Genomic DNA, 22,665 nt, shown 5'->3' on the forward strand with positions numbered 1-22,665 from the left:
TTCAGGCAGTGGCAAATTTATTACACAACGCACGATGGGTACGGCTTAGGCTGCTATTGACGCCGTCGCTAGCTGGAGAGCCAAGAGGCTTATGCTGAAGGATCACTCGACGGTATGAATTCTGCAAAAAAACAACGGATAGCCTCTCCGGCATCAGGCCTCACTGATCGCTGGCTCGCGGAGTCATTTCGCGTAACGCTCTTTCTGTTGTCTCCTGACCCGAAAGCTCTGGATCTATGGGAGAAGATCGCTGGATCTCCCCCAGACACGGTAACTGAGCGACCCTCTCAGGGCATGCGGCAATCCACCGGACCATTTGGGAACGGCGTATTATCCGTCAATCAGCTACCAGGAAGAGTCGATATCATTTATGGGCCGAAAGCTCCTAGTGAAACGGAACTGGCAAGTTCTCCTTTTGTTGAAATTGGCCCTTTTTTGGAGGCAGAACATCTTTTCAATAGCAGGGCGGCTGCCGAAGTAATCAATTTCGAGTCGGTTATACGTATTGGATATGCCCCGATCGCACTAATCATCGACGCAAATCAGCTAGCATCTAATCAAGTCATGGCCGCCTACATGCCGGAGCTAAATATAGATCCTGAGCGTGATAGCGATATAATACTCCAGATTAACAAACCAAAAATATTTCCTGAATTAGGTGGCGCAAAGATAAACAGAATTTTTAAATGGCAAGTAGCGGAAATGCAGTTGATGCACATTGTCGGTATTGCATCAGTTCCTTCTAAAGTAATTTCGCATTCAATGTGTCGGCTGGATTTGGATTTAAGTACTGACGCAAGGTCGCCATCTATTATAGAAAAAAACATGCTAGGCAAGATTATCGGCGAAATGCAACGAGAGGCGCATAAAATTATTACGACTGGAGAAAAGTAATGCCTATTGATAGCAGCAATACTACAAGAAATTTGATATCCAACGCAACGCAAGGCGCTTCGCTGCCCTTGGTAGCTCTCACCACGCCCGAATACCAAACCAAGTTAACGTCGAATTATCAAAGCGGATCTTTAGCAAAACATAATACTGATGTTTCTAATATTGCATCGAATACTTATACCCCATTGTGGACCCGACTGGATAGTTCGTCCGATTATCAAAAAGCTTTCAAAATCAATAAGAATGTTGGAAAATTCGAGTTTGGCATTGATGTTTATATGAACGGGAGATCGACCCGCAGCTTCGATATTACATGTATGTTGCTTGTTTCAGAAGTGGATCAATTTGCTTCGTGTGTGTACCCCCACCCCGGGGACGCACTAGTTCTCAGGCAGCCAAACGGTGCGCATTGGGTCAACACCGACGATACCAGCTTGAACCGAGTTCCGCTCGGCCTGGGCATCGTCGATCTGTTCAAGCGCTTAGTGCTTGATGCTGCTCAGATATCACCAACGCCTGCCACACATGCTTCGCTGATTGATGGCCCATCTCTAATGGCCGCCGTCGAAAAGCTGGAGAACATCCATATGAGGTGGGAAGAAGATCTTGAGACCCCTGAGAGCTTACCGGATGCACTAGATGATTTTCTGCAAAAACACCCAAATCCTTTTGCTATAAAAGAATTTATAAGAAAAACCAAAACAGATCCAGAATTCACGTCCGCTCTTTTTCTCGCCACTTCTAATGTGGCATCCAAGCTGTCGCGCGCTGATTTGAGGGGACTGCTGATAGATTATACCATGTCGCCAAAGTCGAGCGTTAGGTATGCGGCAATCGAAGCGCTGAGTTATCATATAGACAAGGACGTGAAGCAGATCCTGAATATTAGATTAAAAACTGAGAAGAACCGTACTGTGGCCGCGTTAATTGCTGCTTCGATAGATTAAGAGACATGCCCCTGCTCGCTCGCCGTATAGACAACGACAGTCCATGGGCCGATGCAGAGGATCAATGGGAGAATGGCGATTTTCCCTTTGAGATTTTGCATGAACTCAGGGATGGCAGATCAGGCAATGGCGGGCTTTCCTTTTATGAGTGCAAGGCGCGTGGCGACAATGTGCTAAAACGGTTGGCCGCAGCGTTTTATATGCAAGGCACTCAGACACAGGATCCGAAAAAGCTGCCGTTCCGCTTTGTGCATACGAATGACTTAGATAAGTACGGCATAACCTATGCGAAAACGCTGGGAGACATAGGGGATGTTGCCCTCAGAGGGCTCCATTATGACATAACTGAACTGGACGGACCAAAGGCTCTTACACTCGCAAAATTACTGCTAAAGCGACCGCCAATGGTCATCAAACAGGCAGATATTACAATAAATATCGCTAAAGGTCTAAGGCTAGGTTGGCATCCTTCTACCGCAGCGAAGGACAAGTGCTTGTCAATGCTAAATAAAAAATCCGCCGTGAAGTTTAGTGAGCGCGGACTTTAGACTTGACAACTCTTGAATGAGCCTAGCCGCTTAGAAAATGGCCACCGTTTTGCTCTATAAGCTGTTTCCACCAAACGGCGGCTGGGATCAGTGCAGCCGCCACACCCTCGGGTTCGTGGCGACGACGGCCAGGACGTAGAGGCCCACGCCGAGCGGCGTGCCGTAGGCGATCACGAGAACGCCGATCCCAATCCAGGCCGTCAGCAGCGCAGCCATGGCGGCAAGCACGTAGGGGTTCACGGTGGCTCCGTCAGTTCGCCCGCGTCCTACCCAACGCTGTGATGAGGCCGCCGACAAGCAGCCCGGCCAGCAGGATCATGACACCAGCGTGCTGGTAGCCCGCTTCATGGAGGAGCCGGACCGATGCTACCGCCACGACCATAACGCCCAGGCCTACCGCCAAGGGTTCGGGCCTCACTTCAGATAGCCCTTCGCCCTCAGGTGCTCGGCCAGCGCTTCGCGAATAGCTTCCGGTCGCGATGGCTGAGGATCGGGGTGAGCCGCAATCCAAGCATCAAGCGGCTGGAGGTGTTCGGGCTGTACCCTGACCCCGATGAATGTGCCGGTTTGCTTCGGACGAGGTTTGCGAGGCACGTTCATGTTATCACGAGTTGACCAGCTCATGATCTGGTGATAACACGAGTTCGGTCCGGCGGGAAGGTGGAAGCTCCCGCACCGGACCTAACCATCAACGTCGTGGATCTACGTCAATGGCTACTCACGCCCATAGCACACACACGCCCTTATTACCCCAGTCCGGCAACCCTCGGCCCTTATTAGGCCAGGGGTTCGGCCCGCAGCTGGGGCCCGTCACCCGGGCCATTCGAGCCTGCCGCGAAACCGACCCGGCCGATCTGGCCATCGCCGACATTCAGATCGGCCTGGCGAGCTTCTTCGCCGATGCCGACCGCCAGCGCGTCCGTGAGTTGCGCAGCCGGATCGCCGACCGGATCGAGGCGGACCTAGCCTTACTGGATGCCTTGGCCGGCGACGCTGACCACGAACCAGATCTGGATCGTGAGCCTGACGAGCAGGATGGCTGCGCCACCGAGTGGACCGGCCGTGGCGCTCACCGCTTCAATGTCGGGAGGGTGGCATGAGTCGCCGCGAGCACCGACGCGATAATCTCGCGGATCTCATTTGCGATATGGAGAGCGATGTAGCGGACCTGCTGGCTTGGGCCCTCGTGGTCTACGACCTTGGGTCCTCCGATAACTGTGAGGCCAAAGGCGTCCAGGTCGTCGGCTCGGCAATGGAAGCCGTAGCGAAGCGACTCCAGGCGGACTGGAACGCGGCGTTCCATCTTTCGCGTGATCTGAGGGAGGTGGCCCGATGAGCCGGCCTGCCACTCGGCTAGATCTGCAGACGCCCTTCCTCGACATGAGCGGTGCCATTCACGACTTGGCGGCGCTCTCGGCGATCAGCGTCACCGTGATGGACAATCACATTAAAAACATACCGGAGGCTTGGACAGCCGCCGGCATGAAACCGCAGGACGGCTACATCGTGGTCGTGCTGACGGAGGAGCAATACCGCAGCGTCCACTTCATCAGCGAGCATATCAGGAGCATCGCGCAGACAGCGTGCCAAAGCCTTGAGGCTGTCGAAAACCTGATCGCGGAGGCGGCCCGATGATAGCCTCCACCCGCCGTTCCGCGCTCGGCGCCATCCTAGCCGCCCCACTTACAGGTGGGGCCGTCATGGCCCTCCCTTCAATGTTGCCCCCAAATCTGGGGCGGTCCGACCTCGCCGAAGCCTGTCTCTGGGCCATGAGGCACGTCGACTACATCAACACCGCCGCCATCGCCGACGAATGGGATGACGACCGGATCGCTGAGGAAGGAGACAAGTCCGACGCGGTGATAGATCGGGCTATCGCGGAACCGTCGCGCTCCATGTCAGACTTGCAGGCCAAGGCGCAGCTCTGCCTCAAGGATTTTGAAAATCACGCGCTGCCGTTCAGGAACGACAAGGACGAAAGCCGCCTAGATGCGGGGCAAAAGCTGGTCCTCACCGTCCTGCGGGAGGTGATCAAGCTATGCGCGTGATCTACGCCTTCCTCGCGGTCCGGATGCTCCGGCTCGCCCGCTTCGACCTCGCCCGATCCGACATGCTGTACCGGGACGGTGATGCTGCGTTCGCTCGGTGCCGGGATCGAGTGCGGCGAGCTGAGGCTCTAGCCGCTCGGGCGGACCTGCCATCGCTGGCCTCGATGCAGAAAGGGGGTAGCAAATTGCGATCCCCCTGCATTCACGCCCGCCCACGCGATCCGGGGGGTATCACATAGCGGGCGTGAAGGCCGACGAACCGCCCCCTCAAAGCGTGCCGACGTCGTCACCCTACGCTGATGCCTGAAGAACGGAAATGATTTCCGTTTTGCCGAGCGGCCGATGGCTAAGTTAAACTTAGGCCGCCAGGCCTCTCAGGATCACGCCGACCGCAACGAACGCCCCGGCTGAGTAGGCAACCGTGAAGGCTAGCTCGAACATGATCGGCGGCCGCTTTCTGCGAAGGCGCTGCTGGCTGGTGGTGTTCCGCCGTAGGGCAGATCCGACCGACAACCCAGGGCTGAACAGTTTGTTTCCGGCACGCCCTAGGATTTATCAGCATCCACGCCCGCCCCTCGCTGGGGGGCTTTGCTCGGGGCGAGCGTGGAGATCGGAGACCAATCCGACCTCACGCTGAATGCAAAATACATGCGACGTCATTGGAAGCGGCGATCGCGCATTCAATCCGATCGGCTAACTGGGCAGGTAGACCAAGCCAAAGACCATCAGAACGAGGCCTGCCGTTTCCAGCACCGCCTGCAGCACGCGACGGTTCGGAGTGAAGCCAGTGAGCACACCGCCCAAGATAAGGCTGAGCAGGCTGAGGATGGCCACGGCAGGCGCCTCCGTGCCCGCGCGGCTCCATCACGCGAGCATCCACTGCTGGCTCAATGCCGGCAATGAACGGGTACTTTATACAGGTTGCCACCTCATGTCTGGCCTGAGCTGGCCCTCACGAACGCCGCTCGCGCATCCCGTACGGGCAAAAGAAAACCAGGGGTCGCTGTTACCCTCAGCGTTACCCCTGGTCCACTTTCGAGCTGTCTGAAACCAGCTAAGTCCTTGGTACCACCGCCCCGGCTCGAACGGGGGACCCCCAGATCCACAATCTGCGAGCGTATGCATTCAGGGATTGCTAGTGCGGGTCTAAGTCACTGATTTATTAAGAGACCCTCAAGTCTGAGGTAGCCAGAAGCGTTCAGAAAATGCCAGGAATGTCGCGCGCGTGCTTCCTGCCTGCTTCCTGGAGACGGCCCCGTGCGGTTCACCAAGACGTCGATCGATGCTTTGACCCTGCCGACTGGCAAGAGCGAGCACTACGAATGGGATGACACGCTGAAGGGCTTCGGCGTGAAGCTGAACGCGGGGGGATCACGAAACTACCTGATCCAGTATCGCAACAAGGAAGGGCGCACGCGCCGACTTGTCGTCGGCAAGGTTGGTACGCTCACGCTTGATGAAGCGCGGAGGCGCGCTCGCGATCTCCTGAGCGGTCTTCAAGTCGGCATTGACCCTCACGCCGAGAAGGCGGCCGCCAAAGTGCAGGCAGCGGTGACACTTAGAAGCGTCGCGGAGGCCTACCTGAAGCAGGCCGAGAGCAGGTTGAAGTCACGATCTTTTGAGCAGGTCGAACGGCATCTCAAGCGAGATTGGCAGCCGCTCGCAAGCATGCCGGTGACCCAGATAAAGCGGGCGAACGTCGCCGCCCAGCTCAATGTGATCGCCGTCGACGGCCACCGGGTCAAAGCTGCCCGCGCTCGTTCCGCGCTGTCAGCCATGTTCGCGTGGGCGATGGGGGAGGGGCTGGCAGAGAGCAACCCAGTCGTGGGTACCAACAAACCGGCCGACGAGAAGGCGCGAGACCGCGTGCTGAACGAGACGGAGTTGCGTGCCATTTGGCGTGCCTGCCGGGATGATACGTACGGCCGGATCGTCCGGCTACTCCTGCTCACTGGCCAGCGCCGCGACGAGGTTGGCTCGATGACGGAGATCGAGGTGGACTTGGCCGCGGCTGTTTGGACCATTCCAAGTGAGCGAACAAAGAATGGCCTCGTGCACGAGGTGCCCCTATCCCGTCCCGCGCTTGAGATCCTCGCCACTCAGCCGCGGACCGAAGGCCGAAGCCTTCTGTTCGGTCATGGTGTGGGAGCCTTCAGTGGGTGGTCGAACTCAAAGGAGCGCTTGGATAAGCGGATCGCCGCGTCCGGGGTTGTGATGCCACCTTGGCGGCTTCACGATCTACGAAGGACGGCAGCTACGGGGATGGCCAGCATCGGGGTGTTGCCACACGTCGTCGAAGCCGTTCTGAACCACGTATCGGGAGCAAAGGCGGGCGTCGCCGGCATTTACAACCGGGCAACCTACGCTCGTGAAAAGCGGGAGGCCCTAGATCTTTGGGCGGCGGACGTTCTTGGGTTGGTTAGTTCGACCTGCTCAAGAACGGAGCCCAATTCGGGCTAGATGCTGGCGGCTGAGGTGAGGTGCGTGCAGGACCACGAGGCCGTGGCTTAAAACCTTATGCTGCAACGCATTTTCGTTGGCCGAATGAAGGACCTGATTTCCCGCCAAAGCATCTCATTCGAGCTGCGCGTTCCCAACGAGGGCTTCCCGTTCGTGACCCTTTGATAATCGGCGCCTGGTCTTTCCAATTTTGAAAGTATCGACTATACGCCGATGCAGAACAGAGAGCCCACAAATGCTGCCAACAATTCTGGCTAATTCATTAATGGTCGCGGCAGTAACATTGTTTTTGATGAATTTTCTTAATGTGTTTCTTTCTGAAAAGCAAAAGAAATTGATTTCCGATAAATCGATTGAGTACTGGCTCCTGATCGATGCACTAAAAAATAGCGATAAAACCCTAATTCGGCTGAGGAGTTTTCCTTGGAGGATGGGCCTAACAATTCTATTTTCGGCGCCCGTTCTGTATCAATGTTATGTTGCTTATAGATTGAATGTGATACCGCTCTTATACTTATATCTCGCCATGTTTCTTGTGTGCTGTTTAATTGGACCATTTATTCTAAGAATTATACTAAGTCCCGCACCTTGGTATATTGCCATTTCAAAACTATTTGTCACATTAATATTGATGCAGCTATCTGTGTTTATGACTGCTTATATTTTTTTGAAATCTGCTGATTTGTTCACAGTGGATCAGGCCAGGGCCTATGTCTTGATATACACTGCATCTAGTGACATAGCGGAAGCATTCTTATTATTTGTGGCATCGCCGATTATTATTCTATTGATAATCAGCGGCGGCCTATATGCCTTGGAAATATCAATGCGTAGAGTTGCGGAATACCCGAAGGGTCCGCTATTGGCCTTAGCTGGTGCTTGCGGAGGAATTGGCGCGCTCGTGAAGATCTTTGTTCATTAGCAGCGCATGCACGCCACCTAGCCACTAGCAGATCGGTACGATACGTACCATCTTGGGGCCACGAACATGGCAGGGTTCTTGGGTCGGGAGTTCAAGCACAGGAAGCATGACTGTATCTCCCTAATGCGCGAGTTTTACGCGACGAACTTCGGCGTCCAAGTGCCCGATGTCGCTCGGCGGAACGCAAACGCCGTTCACTGCAATTCCTTTCGATTTCATAGGGGCCGGTGAAGACCTAAACGTCGGTTGTCTAACCGCTTCTCATTTGTCGGATCGTTCCCTCTCAGGAATACCAACGATTAAAGACCATTGCCTGCTAACCGACAGCGTCATCGAGGTCCTTCCCTTTAACTTTTTGGCATGAGCCACAAGCCCTTGTGGCCATGCTTGTCTCAGCAAGCACGCTGAAGCACGCAGATCGCTGGCGTCTTGCCGGTGACGGGCTCGCCGCCGTGTATGCAGCGGCGCTCCTTGAAAGACGGCCAGACCAGATCCTGGATCTGTTCAGGTCTAAGGACTGGCATCAATGCTCTTCCTTGGCTAAACGATCTCTTGACATTCTCGGGGGCGCCGAAGTGGCTGAAAAAAAGTACCAGATTTTTATCTCATCTACGTACCGCGATTTGATTGATGAGCGTAGAGCGATCGCGCGCGCAGTCCTCGATTTACAACATATACCCGCCGCCATGGAACATTTCCCCGCCATGGATGAGGAGCAGCTTGAATACATCAAGCAGGTTATAGATGAATGCGATTATTACGTACTCGTGACCGCCGGCAAGTACGGGAGCGTCGATAATCTTGGCGTATCATACACGCAGCGCGAATATGAATATGCAAAATTTATTGGGAAAACGGTGCTTGGCTTCCCGATTAAAGATATATCGAAATTACGGCGCGAACAAACTGAAACAGACCCCGCAGTACTAGCTAAACTTGATGCATTCAGAGCCGAGATTATGTCAGGTCGTCTTATCAACACCTGGGAAGACCAGAAAGATCTGGAACTCGCTGTCGTCAAATCCCTTTCCGCTGCGTTCAAGAGATATCCACAAGACGGCTGGGTGCGGACCCCAAAGAGCTCTACAGAAGATCTCTTAAAGGAAATAAATGAGATTAGAAAAGAGAACGACAATCTAAAGCAGCAGATAGGCCAAATTAATTCAAGTGCGGTACCGTTAATCGAAGGACTTGCGGATTTTAATGACGAGTACGGCGTCGATCTAAGCATTACATTCGGTAATGACGAAGTAGTATCAGCAAACTCTTGCACGTTTCAGTGGCGTGTAATATTTATCTCTCTGGTGGCCGCGATCAAAAATCAATCGCAAGCTCATCTTGTGCGACGTGCCTTCGCGGCGAATTTAATTACAAGCACTAAAACTCTGTCAAGCTCCTTAGGTCCTCACACCATTCCTCGAATTGGTGACTACGACTACAACGTCATCTGTACGCACTTCATTGCCATGAGCCTTTTGGAAGAAAAGCCGGGCCTGCTCTTTAGTCTGACCAAGGCTGGCGAACAAATCTACATCTCGTCCATGGCCGTCAGAAAACACTGACGCTCAACGTTTTAGGGCCGTCTCCTTATGAAGGCGTGGAGCTGGCTCCGGCCCTTCGCCGGCCAGTCGTGGTTCCAGTCGAGCCCCTCGGGGATGAGGAGCATGGCCCCAAGCAGCTTGAGCGGGCTCTGCAGAGGATGAGGTTGCGGGTGCGCGGCAGGCCGGCGAGCGTCTCCAGCTCAACTAGGTTGGCTGGGACCAAATCGGTCGGTTTGAACGGTGCAGCGTTGGTCAGGGTCAGCAGCGGCGTGCCGCTGCTGGAAGCAGGCGCTTCGGCGACCAATAAGGGCAAGGTTCGACCAGCAGGCCGAACACATCAGCATATGCACTGAGCCTTAGAGCTGCAAAACGCGTCGCACGTTTTGGGTCGAAGAGCGCAGTACAGTGTATTTAATCGTTAGCAGTCAATAATAGAGTGCCGCTTGTCTGAGATCGTAGGCCCAGATATTTGCTCAGAAGAAGTTGTGGTGTCAAAGGCGGCAATGTGCTTTGCCCACAACTCCAATGCCTCCCTCTTCTCGACGTCATACAGGTGGCGATTGTAAATGCCCGCCACGCCCGCCTTGGTGCCCGAAATGTGGTTAAGCACAGCCTCGATCACGTATGGTGGAACCCGCAATCGAGCAAGTTGGGTGGCGCAAGTACGGCGCAGGTCATGCAGCCGCCACGGTGTCCTTAGCGGGCAGCGCTCATCCAATGCGATCTTCGATTTCGAGAAGCCAGAAAAGCCCTTATTATCCCACATGCCGAAGATGTGAGTTCGACCTGTGATCCTTCGATCGTCACGCTGCCGCAAAATTTTAAGAGCGATTGGTGGAAGCGGAACTTCGTGAGGTAGGCCGTTCTTGGTCCGCTCGCCGGGAAGCGACCAAGTCGCGTCGACGAAATCGATCTCTTCCCATCGCATTCTGGCAACCTCGTCGCGTCGTTGGCCCAGAAGGATCAGTAAGCGCACGATCAGGCTGAAATCGTCATCCCCCGCGCAAGCGCCCCAAATGGCCTTGAGTTCGTCCCCCTTAAGTACCCGGTCTCGTCGCACTTGACGCCCGAGCTTATCAGTCCCGGCAACGGGGTTCTTTTCGGCAAGACCACTCGCGATGGCCCAATTATAAAATTTTGAGAGTGCAGCGCGTGCCTGATTGGCCGCTGTCGCACCACGCAGTGTTAATAGCCACGCTTTAACTTGAGCGCGCGTCAAATCTTCGAGAGGTATATGATGAAGCGGTTTCAAATTGACTTCTAAATACCGCTTCAAATCGCCGAGGTAACTCGTGCTGAGCTGCTGTGATCGCTCCTTCAGATATTCAGGGATGAGCGATCCGATTGTAACGACTTCGTTCATATCATCCTCATTCGTTCCGTAATGATGATTTCTGTCGTGCATGCATAGTAATTCAAGCATAAATCATCACATTAATTTTGTACTGAGATCGAAATTTCTAGCCCGATGGGCCGCTCGGTCTTATATCGGTTTGCTTATTGTCGAAAGTCTTGAATTTATTTTTCTTACATTTAAAGTCTGGAGATATACGACGCGTTTGTATTGTACGTTTCGTACCTCTGGTTTTCGCCACCAGGATGAAGAGCGGGGAAATAAGGAGGAAGCTATGGGCCATGCCAGAGCTTCGTGATGCCCGGCGGTCTCTGATGACCTTGCCTGACCGCTCAAGCCGGCCTATCTCGGCCTCAGTTCACAGTCACAGTTTGGGCTTGCACGGCTGGGTGCAGGTCAGATTAGAGGCCCATTTGCGACGCGCCCTGCGCGATACGCGGGCCGATACCCAGCTCCATTGAGAGCTGGAGATCCGTCATGCCCAGCATGACCGAGGGCACCGCGTGGGCGCCTTTCATCCCGCAACCGTACTCTGTCGTCCTTAGCTTTCGCAGTGCGTGCGAGGCAGCAAATTTGTCTGTCTCCACAATGAGGCGGCTGATCAAGGCGGGCCGCGGACCCCGCATCCTACAGCTCAGTGAACGGCGCTTAGGCGTTCGTCGATCCGACTTGGAAATGTGGCTGGCCGGGCGCTGATTTGATTGCGGGTTAGATGACGGGATTGTCCTTCAGGGCGTCTAGTCAGTAGTGACGTCCCTGCAAGATACGAAATATCCTTGCAGGATCCCGCATGGCTTCCCAAGTAACGTCAGGCACAACCCCGCTGAAGAAGTCTGATAACAGACAACTTCAGCCAGCCGTTCGAGGATGAGCCCTTTTTGTCGAGCGCCGTGCCGGCGTTCGGCGTGCTCTCACGGAGGCCAGCAGTGCTGAAGCCGTCCCATACCCCCCTCATGGTCAGTGTTCGAGACGCTGCCAAAATCCTCGGCGTGTGCCCGGCCACGGTGCGCAAGAACCTCCCCCTCCAGCGGCTGGGTGATCGAGCCTTGATCCGCCTCACGGACATCCGCGCGATCACCGAAGGGGAGGGTCGTCGTGATGCAGCGTGATCGCTTCCACTTCGGTGCGTACGTGACCGACACGCCTCAAGGGCGTGTGGTCGACCGGCTCGCGATCGCGCTGCAGCGACGGTTCGCCCGAGACGGGAAGTCAATCCTCCAGGTGATTGCGTGTCCCTACTGCGGGGAGCTTCACACGCATAGTGACGGCGCCGGTTTCCGGGTGCCGCATTGCCTTGGTAGGCTGCCGTTCTCAGGAGAATACTACATCATCGCCTGCGATGAGCCGCCATTACCAGCGAGCGCGCCGTACCCCAAGACATAGCTTTGGTCAAGAGACTGAGCTTAATCGTAAATAAAATGAAGGGGTCAGGTGCGACCAACACCTGACCCCGGATCTAAGACTAGCAGCGAATTACAGGATCGCTACAACCATGAATATGATCATCCCGCCTGCTTCCGGCAACCTCAATCCGGCCGAAGCAGCCAAGATTTACGTCGGTCTCGGCATGGAATTGCTGGTGGTTCACCCGCTGACCAAGCAGCCGGTGAACGCCGATTGGCCGAACCGTCCCGGTGTCACCGACCCGATCCATGCCGGCATCATGTTCCTGAACCCGGAGCAGAACATCGGCTTCAAACCCGGCGACCTGTTTGCGGCGATCGATATCGATACGAAGCACGGCGGCAAGGGGCGGGAGAGTTGGGCCGAGCTGAACGAACGTCTCGGGCCGTTCCCCGACACGGTAGAGGCTGTCACGGCCAGCGGTGGCGGTCTACGCATCTACAGCGTGCCGGCGGGCGCCAATCTGATGTTCCAGAAGAAGATGCTCGGCCTACCGGACCTAGAGTTCCGGGTTGGCGCCGTGAACTGTATCCTCCCGCCCTCGCGTGTCCAATACCCGGACGGCATGATCGGTCAGCATCGGTGGAAGGCGGACCGCGCGCCCGGGGAAATCAAGTTCGCTGAGCTGCCGTCTGTCGTAGTCGAGGCTCTTAGGGACTATGAGCTCAAGGTGCCGAAGGTGACCACCAAGGCGAAGGGCACGGTCGGCGGGGTCTCGGCCATGCTGAGGGACCAGGCGAAGAAGGCGGCCATCTCGAAGGCTAAGCCGGACAGCCTGGCGTCGGTTCTGGCCGGTTGCGCCTGGATGGAACACTGCGAGGCCGACGCCGCGAGCCTGTCGGAGCCGGAGTGGCATTCCATGCTCAGCATCTCCGCCCGCTGCGAGAACGGTCGGGAGCTGTCGCATAAGCTCTCCGAGCCCTACGCGGACTACAGCTCCCAGGAGACCGAAGACAAGATCGACCATGCCTTGAACGACGCTGGCCCGGTCACCTGCAAGAAGGTGGCGAACGAACTTGGGTTCGAGGGGTGCGCCCGATGCCCCTTCTCCATCACCAGTCCGATCAGCCTAGCCAACCAGCCGCGCGCTCTGGTGAAGGTTCAGCGCGGAACCGTCTTCATCCAGAAGGGCCGGGTCTATTATGTCCTGGCGAGCGGGGAGAAGCTGGATCCGCAGGAGTTCGCCGACGGGGTGCGAGCCAAGGTTGGCCCGCAGCCGCACGACAAGCTCGTGGGTTCACCGACGATGCCCATCGTGGCGCGCCGCGAGTACCTACCGGGCAACCCCAACCTGATCCTGCATCAGGAGGACGGCACCAAGGCCGTGAACATGTGGCAAGGCGCGGGCGTGATCCCGGTAGAGGGCGATGCCAGCCCGATCCTGGACTATTTCGACCGCCTCATCCCGATCCCGAGCGACCGCCAGTTCCTCATCCAGTACCTCGCCCACCTGTACCGTCACCCGGAGGTGAAGATCGAGTTCGGGGCCATCATCACGGGCGGTTTCGGCAGCGGCAAGAGCACCTTTCACCGCCTGGTGAAGGGCCTGTTCGGCCAGTCTAATGCCCGCAAACTGGAGGGTGCGGAGCTGGCGTCCACGTACAACGCTCGCTGGGTGGATTGCCAGGTTCTGATGGTCGAGGAGGCCCACCACGGTGAGCGCCTGGAGGTGTTCAAGAGCACCCTGGAGTTGCTGGTCGCGGAGCACATTCACGTCCACGACAAGTACGTCCGCCAGTTCCAGGGGCGTACCCCGCGCGGCATCACCCTGGTGTCGAACGATGAGGCCCCCATTGTCCTGCCGCCCGGCGATCGACGTTGGTTCGTCACCTCCACTTTGCCGACCCCGGAGACGGAGGAGGAAAAGCGGGAGCACCGCGCCTTCTTCAAGCGCTTGTATGAGGTCCTGGACCGGGACGACACCGCGCTGGCCGCTTTCGCATACCACATCATGCATGAGGTGGATCTGAAGGGTTTCGAGCCGAAGGGCACGCCGCTCATGACGGCGGCGAAGGAGACGGCAACAACAGCCAGCCGCACCCCGGTGGCGCAGGTGCTGGCCGAGTTGATCTCAACAGAGGCGGCCCCGTTCCACAAAGACATCCTGGAGGTGAAGGAGGTGGTCCACGCCCTGAAGATGTCTGACTACGCCAACACGCTGGAACGCATCAGCCCGCAGAAGATCGCCAACGTGATCCGTGCCGTGAGCGGCAAGCAGGTGAACATGGAGGACGGGAAGCACATGGAGCTGGTCATCGGCGGCGGGAAGAAGATCCGTCCCTGGGCCATCCGCAACACGGCCCGCTGGGCTACGGCGTCTCGTGAGGAGCTGAAGGCTGAGTTCCTGCGCCTCCCCGGTGATGCAGGGGCCAACGTGGCTGACATTCGGGAAGCCGCGTTCAAGCGGGCGATGGAGGAGGCGGCTCGGCGGACCGGCGGCTAATCGCACAGTCGCGGATCGCAGTACCCCTCGCAAACCTCTGGAGCATGCGACGTTACCAGGGAGGAGGGCCGGGGGTGCCAGGCACCCCGGCCCTCCTTTGGTACTCTGAAGGGTCTAGGAGTTTTTTTCATGTACTGCGATCTGCGATCTGAGACCCATCCCAAGGTTATTATGAGGAAGCCGACAGGTCGCCTCAAAGAGCTGCCGCTAGCCTCCGAGGTGAACTTTCCGGGCGTGTTCGCCTGGTCGGTGGTCTCCTCCCCCACCGTCACCGCCGCCCTCGGCGTTGATCCCGGAAGCTGGAACGTGTGGCGCAACCGCCGACTTACGCCGGCTCCGTTGCCGCGTGTCTGGTTCCGCCGGGCCACCGGCTCGCCGTTGATCTACCAGGTGAGCGATGTGCTAGTGTGGCTCGCGGCGAAGCGCGGGGAACAACTTGACCCCCTCACCACCTGGCGGCTCTCGCTCGCGCGGGACTTCGGCACCAAGACCGGCGATCCGCCCGAGATACGCCGCCTCGCGGTGATGTACGCTCGCGCGGTTGGCCCGGCGATAGGAGGTGTGCGTTTCACAACGGCTGGCTTCCAAACCTACCTCGCATCCCTGTTATCATCCTCGTAAAACTGAAATTTTCTAGAAGTATCAAGGGCGGATAGTGTTGCAAGTCGTCAAATTTTCCGGCGCTAAAAACCCCCACCCATCTTCTAAAATTTATGAACGGCTTGTTGCTCCTTCATGGCGGAGGCGAGGGCTTATTGCTGGGCTGCAACACCCGCCCATCAATCAACCTAAAGCTGTTCCTTCGGCTCGACATTGCTAGGCTGGTCGGTACACCCTGCTCGGAACAAGCCCCGTCGATAGGGGGTGGAGAGCGGTGGCTAAAGGCACCGCTGGCGCGTGGTAGGTGCTAGGGATGGATCTAACGCCGGGCGATTTCGTCGAGCTGCGCGGGCGTCCTTGGCTCGTCGAAGCCGTCGACACCGACACGCCGCTAAAGCCTGTACGCCTGTCCTGCATCGCTGACGACGCACAAGGCGAACCGCTCGAGGTGCTCTGGGACGCCGAGGTCGACGCCCGCGTACTCGATCGCGATGATTGGGCGCGTGTGGGCCAGGGTGGCCCCGACAGTGCCGAGGTGCTCGCCGCCTACCTGCGGGTGATGCAGTGGAACTCGGCGACTGCTGCAGAGCGGGACCTTCTGCAGGCGCCATTTCGAGCCGGGATAAAGCTCGACGCCTATCAGCTCCTTCCGCTTCGCAAAGCGATGCGATTGCCCCGAGTGAACCTCCTGATCGCCGACGACGTAGGCCTGGGCAAGACGATTGAAGCCGGGCTCATTGTGCGTGAGCTGCTTCTACGGCGACGGATCGACTACGTCGTAGTAGCTGCGCCCCCGGCAATGACCGAGCAGTGGCGCGACGAGCTCGCGGCGAAGTTCGGTTTGTCGTTCCAGATCATTGACCGTGAGCACTTAAACGAGTTGCGTCGCACGCGGGGCTTCGGGTCGAACCCATGGCGCACGGGATCGCGCTTTATTATCTCGCACCGCCTTCTCACGGACGAGGCCTACGCCGCCGACCTGCGCGACGCGCTGGGCACCTTCCGCGCCCGCGCGCTCCTAATTCTCGACGAGGCGCATCACGCGGCACCGGCCGCCAGCGCGCGCTATGCCGTCTCAAGCCAGTTCACGAAGGCCGTGCGCGACCTGGGCGACCGCTTCGAGCACCGCCTCTTCCTCTCGGCAACACCGCACAACGGCCACTCAAACAGCTTCTCGGCCCTCCTTGAGATGCTGGACCCCCAGAGGTTCACACGCGGCTTTCCCGTAAGCCCGAAGGAAATTGAGCCGGTCATGGTCCGGCGCTTAAAGAGTGACCTGCGTCGGATCAGCGGTGGCTTCCCGAACCGGGTCGTAGAGGCGATCCCTATTAGAGATCTCCCGGCGGGCGCTCCAGAACTTGTCCTGGCTGACCGGCTCGCAGCCTATGGTGAGTTACGTCTGCAACGCATCGCCGGGCTGCCGGCGGCGAAGGCGGCGATGGCCAAGCTCGCTTTCGTGGGTCTCCAGCAGCGGCTGCTGTCCTCAATCGCAGCTTTCGCTCGAACGCTTGCGGTTCACCGTCGCTCACTGCTGGCCGCAATCGAGGACGGCCCGACGGTCGAGGCAACCGTCAGCGACGCGAACGACGATCTCGGAGCACGGTTCGATCTTGGGCTCGACGGAGACGAAGCGGAGCAAGCGGCTCAGGCCGACGCTGATGCAGTAGCCGATAACGAGGCCCGAGCCGGTGTAGTCGAGGCCCCGCGCGCCGCTCTACAGGCCGAGCTTGCGGCTGTCGACGCGATGCTCGCGCTCGCCGACGCCGAAAAGGGGAGGGGCGACGCGCGAACGCGCTGGTTGGCCGACTGGATCCGCGCAGAGCTACTCGATGGCCGCCGCTGGCGTGACCGGCGGCTCATCATTTTTACAGAGTACGAAGACACTCGCCGCTGGTTGGAGCGGCGTTTGATGGAGATGATCGGCGATACCGAAGACGCGGAGGCACGCATCCTCGTATTTTCCGGTGCGACGCCGGCCGATCGTCGCGAGGACGTCAAGCGCGCCTTCAACGCTGATCCGCGTGAAGAACCTGTGCGGATCTTGTTGTGCACGGATGCCGCGCGCGAAGGTCTGAACCTGCAAAGCCACTGCGCCGACCTTTTGCACTTCGACCTGCCCTGGAACCCAGCCCGGCTTGAACAGCGCAACGGGCGCATCGACCGCAAGCTACAGCCAGCGCCAGAAATCCGCTGCCGCTACTTCCGGTACGAGCAGCGCGCTGCCGACATCGTTCTCGACGCACTGGTGCGCAAAACCGAGACGATCCGCGAACAGCTCGGCTCGGTTGGGCAGGTGATCGAGGGGCGCATCGCCAAGCGCTTGGCGGAGGAAGGTATCCGAGCGCGCGGCGAGACCGACCTTGCGCTCGCCATCGTAGCTGAAGACGATGCCGTGCTCCTCGCTCGTGCACGCGACGAGATGGATGATGCCGAGCACGCTCGTCACGAGCGCTTGTTGCGGGAGCAGGATGTGCTCCGCCGCGCCCTGGAGGCATCACGTGAGCGCGTCGGCGTTGACCCAGATGACCTGCGCCGGGTTGTGCGGGCTGCGCTCGCGCGGGTCGATTACAAACTCGACGAGGCGATTTCCGACCCTGTCGATCGCGTCGAGACCTTCCGCTTTGATAGCGAGCACCCGGCCTTCGCATCTGAGGGCGGCTGGTCGGACGCTTTTGACGATTTACGCGTCCGTCCGCGCCGCCGCGGCGAGCGGCTCAACGAGTGGCGCAGGGCTGCGCCCCCGCGGGCGGTGAGCTTCGAGACGCCGGAGCTCGCTGACGGGCGCCTCGCGGCGGGTGTCGTGCAAGTGCATCTCGAGCACCGCCTCGTGCGGCGGCTGCTCTCGCGCTTCATCAGCCAGGGGTTCCAGGCTGGCCTTTCGCGGGTCTCGGTGATCCGTGGACCCGGGGCGCAGCCGCGCGTCGTGCTGATTGGTCGGCTCTGCGTGTACGGGCCGGCGGCAGCGCGGTTGCATGAGGAGATTATCCCAATCACGGCGATCTGGACCGAGGCTGATAGAGGCGTGAAGCCGTTGCGTCCGCTGGGAGAGAGTGGCGGGGCGACAACGCTGCGCCAACTCGAGGACGCATTGCGCGTAGCGGTGCCAGCACCCGAAGGTGCCGTCGCCCGCGTGAAGCGCCTCGTCGCGCAGGACATCGCCGAGCTGCGCCCAGAACTGGAGCGGATCGCAGCCGAACGGCTTACCCGCGCCGAGGCGCTGCTCGCCCAACGCGCAGAAGAGGAGGCGAACGGTCTCGCCGCCCTGTTATCCAGCCAGCGCGCACGTATTATGCGGGAGCTCGGCGCGGCCGAGCGGGAAGCCACCCAGTTCGAGCTCGGGTTCCTTGCTGAGGAGCGCCGCGAACGCGACCGAGACCGTCGCCACTGGGGCGAGAAACTCGCAGCGTTAGAGCGTCAAGTCGAAACCGAGCCCGAGCGGGTACGCGCCGGATACCGAGTGAACGCGCACCGGCTCGAGCCCCTCGGCCTAGTCTATCTCTGGCCAGCAACCGGCTGAGGCCGAGGTCACTCTGTCCCGCTACCGTTTCTCATCGCGCCGCGGACCCGCATGCCCGAAATTCCCCTTAATCCGACCATCGACTGGTTGAAGTACCTCGAGCCGTTCAGCTCAGGCCTCGTCGTCGCGGCCTCCGTGCTGGTGGATCTCGGCATAGCACCAGAGCCGCAGGGGGCACATGAAACGGCCACTGCCGCCGCTGTCATCGCCTCGCCGGAGGAAGATGGGCCGGCGCTGCTAGACCCGTGGGCATTCTTCCGTGAGATCCTAGGGTGGGAGCCCGGCGTCGTTGCTGGCAGCCCCGGCGGACCACCGATCCCCGAAGCGCTGCACGTCCGCTTGCCTGAGCACGACACGACGCTAGCGCCGACATTCGCTGTGCGCGATCGCGCGATACGCGACAGCGAGGTGTGGCAGCTCCTTGTCCGTTTGGAACCCTCGGGCGTTGGACCGGACACACGGGGCGCGCTCGACGGTTGGGAAGCCACGCCGCAACAGCGTTTGGAGCGCCTACTGCGTGAGACAGGCGTGCCGGCTGGTCTGCTTGTCACAGACGGCGCGTTGCGTCTTGTGTACGCCCCGAAGGGCGAAACATCGGGATGGCTCGGCTTCCCTCTGCGCCCGCTCGCGACTGTAGCAGGCCGGCCGATGCTCGGCGGTCTCAAACGCGTACTTGGTCGCGCTGCCCTTTTTACGGACGGCGACACGCACCGCCTGCCAGCGATCTTACGGCGCTCGCGCGACGAACAGTCGAACGTCTCGACCGAGCTCGCCGGCCAAGTGCTTGGAGCTTTGCACGAGCTTCTGCGCGGCTTGGACGCGGCCGATGCAGCACTGATGCGGGGGCTCGCTGCCACCGCCGCCGGCCAGGGCCATCTCTACGAGGGGTTGCTCGCTGTGCTGATGCGCCTCGTCTTCATCCTCTACGCCGAGGACCGCGGCCTGCTGCCTTCGTCGGGCGAGGCTCGGGCACGCGAGATCTACGAAAGCAGTTATTCGCTCCGGGGCCTCTACGGCCGGCTCGCCGAGGATGCGGGGTTGCACCCCGACACGATGAACGAGCGCCGCGGTGGCTGGGGGCAGCTTGTTGCTTTGTTCCGCCTTGTCCACGGTGGCTACTCGGGCTTCGTGCGGCGCCGCGGCGGCAAACTGTTCGACCCCGCGGTCTACCCGTTCCTTGAAGGCCGCGCAGAGGCCGATGCGCCTGCCCGCGTGCTGCCGGTATCGGACGACTGCGTGCTGCGCGTGCTTGAAGGGTTAATGACCCTAAAAGGTCGCGGTGGAGCCCGTGAGCGGCTGTCCTATCGGACCCTCGACGTCGAGCAGATCGGATCGGTTTACGAGACAGTGATGGGCTTCACTGTGCTGCCTGCGAGTGGCCCGGCACTCGCGGTGAAGGGCGGCAAAAACAACCGTACGCCGATCTATCTTGATCTTGCCGAGATTGCGGGGCTGGAGGGCGAGGAACGGCCGAAGCGTATCAAGACTGCGGGCCGCGCGAGCCTCACCACAGCCCAGGACAAAGCGGTAAGGGCAGCAGTCACAGTGACCGACTTGGCTGCAGCGCTCGACGGGATCGTCGACGAGCGTGCTTGTCCCGGCCGGGCTGTACAGTCTGCTGGCACCCCTGTGCTCCAGCCTACTGACGAGCGCCGCCGTACTGGTTCGCATTACACGCCGCGCAGTCTCACGGAGCCGATCGTTCGTTACGCCTTGCAGCCGGCCTTCGAACGTCTCGGCGAGGAGGCAACCGCGGAGCAGGTACTGGATCTTAAAGTCTGTGATCCAGCCATGGGCTCAGGCGCCTTCCTGGTCGAGGCCTGCCGCCAGCTCGGCGCTCGCCTCGTCAGAGCGTGGGCCTATCATCAGGCAACACCGACGCTGCCACCGGACGAGGATGCCGACCTTCATGCTCGCCGCCTCGTGGCGCAGAACTGCCTCTACGGCGTCGACAAGAACCCTCGCGCAGTGGACCTAGCTAAGCTTTCGCTTTGGCTAGCGACGCTCGCTGCCGATCACGAGTTCACCTTCCTCGACCACGCACTGCGCGAAGGTGACAGCCTCGCGGGCCTGAACCGACCTCAAATCGCCGCCCTACATTGGGACGAAAGCAAACCGCCGACGCTCGCTGGCCACCTCGTCGCAAGCCATTTGCGCGAGGCAGAGGCTGAGCGCACCGCAATCCGAAGTGAGGCCGAGGGCGCCAGCGAGGCGGACCTACGTCCACGCCTGCAACGGGCTGACGCCAACTTAACGATGGCGCGCCTGATCGGCGATGGTGTGATCGCGGCCCATTTTGCTACCGACAAGACAAAGAAGCGCGTCGAAGCACTCGTCGCCTTGCAGAAGGCGGTGCAGGTCCATCTTGGTTCGCCCGCGTGGCATCAAGCAGTGGCGCCGCTCTCAGCTGCCCTTGCGAGCGAGCTACATCCGTTGCGACCGTTCCACTGGCCAATCGAGTTTCCGGAGGTGTTCTCACGCGTGAACCCGGGCTTCGATGCAATCCTCGGCAACCCGCCCTTCGCAGGTAAAAACACGATTATTGCCGGCAACCGCGATGGGTACCTGCCCTGGCTTCAGACCCTGCACTCAGGTGCGCACGGCAACGCCGACCTCGTCTCGCACTTTTTCCGACGCTCATTCACGCTTCTGCGTGACGGCGGTGCTTTTGGGCTCATCGCCACCAACACGATTGGTCAGGGAGATACCCGCGACACGGGCCTCGCAGCGATCATTGCTGCGGGCGGAGCAATCTTTCGCGCGACACGGCGTCTGCAGTGGCCGGGCGACGCGGCCGTAGTGATCAGCGTCATCCACATAAGCAAGCGCGTGGTTGTGGCGCCAATCCTTGATGGACGGCAGGTCCGACGCGTCTCCGCCTACCTCGTCGAGGGTGATCTTGATAGATCGCCAGCACGCCTCGTAGCTAACGCCCGAAAGGCATTTCAGGGCTCAATCGTGCTCGGAATGGGCTTCACATTCGACGACGCAGCGGCTGCAAAGCGTGAAGCCGAAAACCTCACTACTATGCATGCACTAATATCTCAAGATAGTCGAAATGCCGAGCGCATATTCCCCTATGTAGGTGGTGAGGAAATTACAAATCATCCGAGGCATTCCCACTTTCGATATATAATAGATTTTGAAGATTTTACACATCAGAAGTGCCATGATAACTGGCCATCGCTGATTTCTATCGTCGAAAAACGCGTCAAAAAAGATCGTATTAAGCAAAAAAGGAAAGATTTAAGAGATAGGTGGTGGCAATTCGCGTACAGAAAAAATTCTCTTTACGAAGGCGCGCGTCATATAAAAACGGTTTTTGCCATTAACTGTGGTGCCTCGCCGCATATGGCGATCGCTAGGTTGTGTTCTAAACAAATATTTGCGAATACATTGAACGTGTTTCTTTACGAGGAACTTGCATTCTTCGCATGTTGCCAGTCTCGTATTCATGAGGTTTGGACCCGTTTCTTCGCCTCCTCGATGAAGGACGATCTCCGCTACACCCCATCCGACTGCTTCGAAACCTTTCCGTTTCCGCGCAACTTTGAAAATATTGCTGCCCTCGAAGACACGGGCCGAATTTACCATGACAATCGCGCTGCCCTGATGATCGCCCGCGATGAGGGAATGACCAAGACCTACAACCGCTTTCATGACCACGCCGAGCAGGCGGAAGATATCGCACGCCTTCGCGACCTGCACGATGAGATGGACCGCGCCGTACTCGCGAGCTACGGCTGGGACGACCTTGCCGCTCGCGCAGGAGCTCAGTGGCTCGACGAAGAGAACGAGCCCGAGCACTCCTACCAAGGTCGCCTGTTTTGGCCCTCGGCCTTCCGTGATGAGGTGCTGGGTCGACTGCTCGCGGTGAATGCCGAGCGTGCGGCGGCAGAGCGCGCTGCGGGGCTAGTCGCAGCCTCGTCCGATGAGGCCGACAATGAAGCAGCCTGAACTTCAGGACGTTGTAATGCGCCGCGGGCT

Annotated in this window: 19 protein-coding genes; 16 read left to right on the forward strand and 3 right to left on the reverse strand. The window is 58.8% G+C overall.

Annotation, left to right across the window (positions count from 1 at the left end; genetic code table 11):
• Window positions 1–294: 294 nt before the first annotated feature.
• Genes ACYQPG_RS05860 through ACYQPG_RS05870 form a run of 3 tightly spaced genes read left to right on the forward strand, consistent with a single transcriptional unit; the run spans window position 295 to window position 2,389 of the window.
• The gene (locus tag ACYQPG_RS05860; protein ID WP_461230500.1) at window positions 295–894 is read left to right on the forward strand and encodes a hypothetical protein; all 600 of its coding nucleotides are present in this window, start codon (window positions 295–297) and stop codon (window positions 892–894) included.
• Window positions 894–1,841 (forward strand): hypothetical protein, encoded by a 948-nt coding sequence (locus ACYQPG_RS05865; RefSeq protein ID WP_461230501.1) that lies wholly within the window; start codon window positions 894–896, stop codon window positions 1,839–1,841. Before ACYQPG_RS05860 ends, ACYQPG_RS05865 begins: the two co-directional genes overlap by 1 nt.
• Before the next feature lie 5 nt (window positions 1,842–1,846).
• Window positions 1,847–2,389 carry a hypothetical protein gene (locus tag ACYQPG_RS05870; protein WP_461230502.1) on the forward strand — a complete coding sequence of 181 codons (543 nt, stop codon included), beginning with the start codon at window positions 1,847–1,849 and terminating at the stop codon, window positions 2,387–2,389.
• 87 nt (window positions 2,390–2,476) lie between these two features.
• Here ACYQPG_RS05870 and ACYQPG_RS05875 read toward each other — a convergent pair whose 3' ends face one another.
• Window positions 2,477–2,629: a hypothetical protein gene (locus ACYQPG_RS05875; protein ID WP_461230503.1), complete on the reverse strand. Its 153-nt coding sequence runs from the start codon at window positions 2,627–2,629 to the stop codon at window positions 2,477–2,479.
• Window positions 2,630–3,099: 470 nt separating this feature from the next.
• Here ACYQPG_RS05875 and ACYQPG_RS05880 point away from each other — a divergent pair, with 470 nt between their 5' ends.
• The 4 genes from ACYQPG_RS05880 (at window position 3,100) to ACYQPG_RS05895 (ending at window position 4,437) form a co-directional block, all read left to right on the forward strand.
• Window positions 3,100–3,489 (forward strand): hypothetical protein, encoded by a 390-nt coding sequence (locus ACYQPG_RS05880; protein WP_461230504.1) that lies wholly within the window; start codon window positions 3,100–3,102, stop codon window positions 3,487–3,489.
• On the forward strand, window positions 3,486–3,725 hold the full coding sequence (locus tag ACYQPG_RS05885) for a hypothetical protein (protein WP_461230505.1): 240 nt from the start codon (window positions 3,486–3,488) through the stop codon (window positions 3,723–3,725). Before ACYQPG_RS05880 ends, ACYQPG_RS05885 begins: the two co-directional genes overlap by 4 nt.
• On the forward strand, window positions 3,722–4,024 hold the full coding sequence (locus ACYQPG_RS05890; RefSeq protein WP_461230506.1) for a hypothetical protein: 303 nt from the start codon (window positions 3,722–3,724) through the stop codon (window positions 4,022–4,024). Before ACYQPG_RS05885 ends, ACYQPG_RS05890 begins: the two co-directional genes overlap by 4 nt.
• A gap of 65 nt (window positions 4,025–4,089) precedes the next feature.
• The gene (locus tag ACYQPG_RS05895) at window positions 4,090–4,437 is read left to right on the forward strand and encodes a hypothetical protein (RefSeq protein ID WP_461230507.1); all 348 of its coding nucleotides are present in this window, start codon (window positions 4,090–4,092) and stop codon (window positions 4,435–4,437) included.
• A gap of 693 nt (window positions 4,438–5,130) precedes the next feature.
• Here the strand turns inward: ACYQPG_RS05895 and ACYQPG_RS05900 are convergent.
• Window positions 5,131–5,271 (reverse strand): hypothetical protein, encoded by a 141-nt coding sequence (locus ACYQPG_RS05900; protein WP_461230508.1) that lies wholly within the window; start codon window positions 5,269–5,271, stop codon window positions 5,131–5,133.
• 423 nt (window positions 5,272–5,694) lie between these two features.
• Here ACYQPG_RS05900 and ACYQPG_RS05905 point away from each other — a divergent pair, with 423 nt between their 5' ends.
• The 3 genes from ACYQPG_RS05905 to ACYQPG_RS05915 all read left to right on the forward strand — a co-directional run bounded on the left by ACYQPG_RS05905 (window position 5,695) and on the right by ACYQPG_RS05915 (window position 9,381).
• Window positions 5,695–6,897 carry a tyrosine-type recombinase/integrase gene (locus ACYQPG_RS05905; RefSeq protein WP_461230509.1) on the forward strand — a complete coding sequence of 401 codons (1,203 nt, stop codon included), beginning with the start codon at window positions 5,695–5,697 and terminating at the stop codon, window positions 6,895–6,897.
• A gap of 235 nt (window positions 6,898–7,132) precedes the next feature.
• The gene (locus ACYQPG_RS05910; protein ID WP_461230511.1) at window positions 7,133–7,819 is read left to right on the forward strand and encodes a hypothetical protein; all 687 of its coding nucleotides are present in this window, start codon (window positions 7,133–7,135) and stop codon (window positions 7,817–7,819) included.
• A 383-nt stretch (window positions 7,820–8,202) separates the two neighbouring features.
• Entirely contained in the window at window positions 8,203–9,381 is a 1,179-nt protein-coding gene (locus ACYQPG_RS05915) for a DUF4062 domain-containing protein (protein WP_461232425.1), read from the forward strand.
• 397 nt (window positions 9,382–9,778) lie between these two features.
• Here ACYQPG_RS05915 and ACYQPG_RS05920 read toward each other — a convergent pair whose 3' ends face one another.
• Window positions 9,779–10,723 carry a tyrosine-type recombinase/integrase gene (locus ACYQPG_RS05920; RefSeq protein ID WP_461230513.1) on the reverse strand — a complete coding sequence of 315 codons (945 nt, stop codon included), beginning with the start codon at window positions 10,721–10,723 and terminating at the stop codon, window positions 9,779–9,781.
• Between the two features lie 477 nt (window positions 10,724–11,200).
• Between ACYQPG_RS05920 and ACYQPG_RS05925 the strand changes: the two genes are divergently transcribed.
• From ACYQPG_RS05925 to ACYQPG_RS05950, 6 genes are all read left to right on the forward strand, one after another.
• Window positions 11,201–11,410 (forward strand): helix-turn-helix transcriptional regulator, encoded by a 210-nt coding sequence (locus ACYQPG_RS05925; protein ID WP_461232426.1) that lies wholly within the window; start codon window positions 11,201–11,203, stop codon window positions 11,408–11,410.
• Between the two features lie 230 nt (window positions 11,411–11,640).
• Entirely contained in the window at window positions 11,641–11,823 is a 183-nt protein-coding gene (locus tag ACYQPG_RS05930; protein WP_461230514.1) for a hypothetical protein, read from the forward strand.
• 383 nt (window positions 11,824–12,206) lie between these two features.
• Window positions 12,207–14,561, forward strand: coding sequence for a bifunctional DNA primase/polymerase (locus ACYQPG_RS05935; RefSeq protein WP_461230516.1), 2,355 nt, complete (start codon window positions 12,207–12,209; stop codon window positions 14,559–14,561).
• Between the two features lie 129 nt (window positions 14,562–14,690).
• Window positions 14,691–15,182, forward strand: coding sequence for a hypothetical protein (locus ACYQPG_RS05940; RefSeq protein WP_461230517.1), 492 nt, complete (start codon window positions 14,691–14,693; stop codon window positions 15,180–15,182).
• A gap of 292 nt (window positions 15,183–15,474) precedes the next feature.
• A complete protein-coding gene (gene drmD / locus ACYQPG_RS05945; RefSeq protein ID WP_461230518.1) occupies window positions 15,475–18,678 on the forward strand; it encodes a DISARM system SNF2-like helicase DrmD in 3,204 nt (1,067 codons plus the stop codon).
• Window positions 18,679–18,729: 51 nt separating this feature from the next.
• Window positions 18,730–22,635 carry an Eco57I restriction-modification methylase domain-containing protein gene (locus tag ACYQPG_RS05950; RefSeq protein ID WP_461230519.1) on the forward strand — a complete coding sequence of 1,302 codons (3,906 nt, stop codon included), beginning with the start codon at window positions 18,730–18,732 and terminating at the stop codon, window positions 22,633–22,635.
• The last annotated feature ends 30 nt before the right edge of the window (window positions 22,636–22,665 follow it).

The organism is Methylobacterium sp. CM6246 (assembly GCF_054818005.1).

Bases quoted from the DNA above. Each gene is read 5' to 3' on its own strand.
- ACYQPG_RS05895 (WP_461230507.1), top strand. From the start codon at position 4,090: ATGGCCCTCCCTTCAATGTTGCCCCCAAATCTGGGGCGGTCCGACCTC.
- ACYQPG_RS05925 (WP_461232426.1), top strand. From the start codon at position 11,201: ATGACCGAGGGCACCGCGTGGGCGCCTTTCATCCCGCAACCGTACTCT.
- ACYQPG_RS05915 (WP_461232425.1), top strand. From the start codon at position 8,203: ATGCTTGTCTCAGCAAGCACGCTGAAGCACGCAGATCGCTGGCGTCTT.
- ACYQPG_RS05870 (WP_461230502.1), top strand. From the start codon at position 1,847: ATGCCCCTGCTCGCTCGCCGTATAGACAACGACAGTCCATGGGCCGAT.
- ACYQPG_RS05920 (WP_461230513.1), bottom strand. From the start codon at position 10,723: ATGAACGAAGTCGTTACAATCGGATCGCTCATCCCTGAATATCTGAAG.
- ACYQPG_RS05880 (WP_461230504.1), top strand. From the start codon at position 3,100: ATGGCTACTCACGCCCATAGCACACACACGCCCTTATTACCCCAGTCC.
- ACYQPG_RS05940 (WP_461230517.1), top strand. From the start codon at position 14,691: ATGTACTGCGATCTGCGATCTGAGACCCATCCCAAGGTTATTATGAGG.
- ACYQPG_RS05910 (WP_461230511.1), top strand. From the start codon at position 7,133: ATGCTGCCAACAATTCTGGCTAATTCATTAATGGTCGCGGCAGTAACA.
- drmD (WP_461230518.1), top strand. From the start codon at position 15,475: ATGGATCTAACGCCGGGCGATTTCGTCGAGCTGCGCGGGCGTCCTTGG.
- ACYQPG_RS05885 (WP_461230505.1), top strand. From the start codon at position 3,486: ATGAGTCGCCGCGAGCACCGACGCGATAATCTCGCGGATCTCATTTGC.
- ACYQPG_RS05865 (WP_461230501.1), top strand. From the start codon at position 894: ATGCCTATTGATAGCAGCAATACTACAAGAAATTTGATATCCAACGCA.
- ACYQPG_RS05890 (WP_461230506.1), top strand. From the start codon at position 3,722: ATGAGCCGGCCTGCCACTCGGCTAGATCTGCAGACGCCCTTCCTCGAC.
- ACYQPG_RS05950 (WP_461230519.1), top strand. From the start codon at position 18,730: ATGCCCGAAATTCCCCTTAATCCGACCATCGACTGGTTGAAGTACCTC.
- ACYQPG_RS05935 (WP_461230516.1), top strand. From the start codon at position 12,207: ATGAATATGATCATCCCGCCTGCTTCCGGCAACCTCAATCCGGCCGAA.
- ACYQPG_RS05860 (WP_461230500.1), top strand. From the start codon at position 295: ATGCGGCAATCCACCGGACCATTTGGGAACGGCGTATTATCCGTCAAT.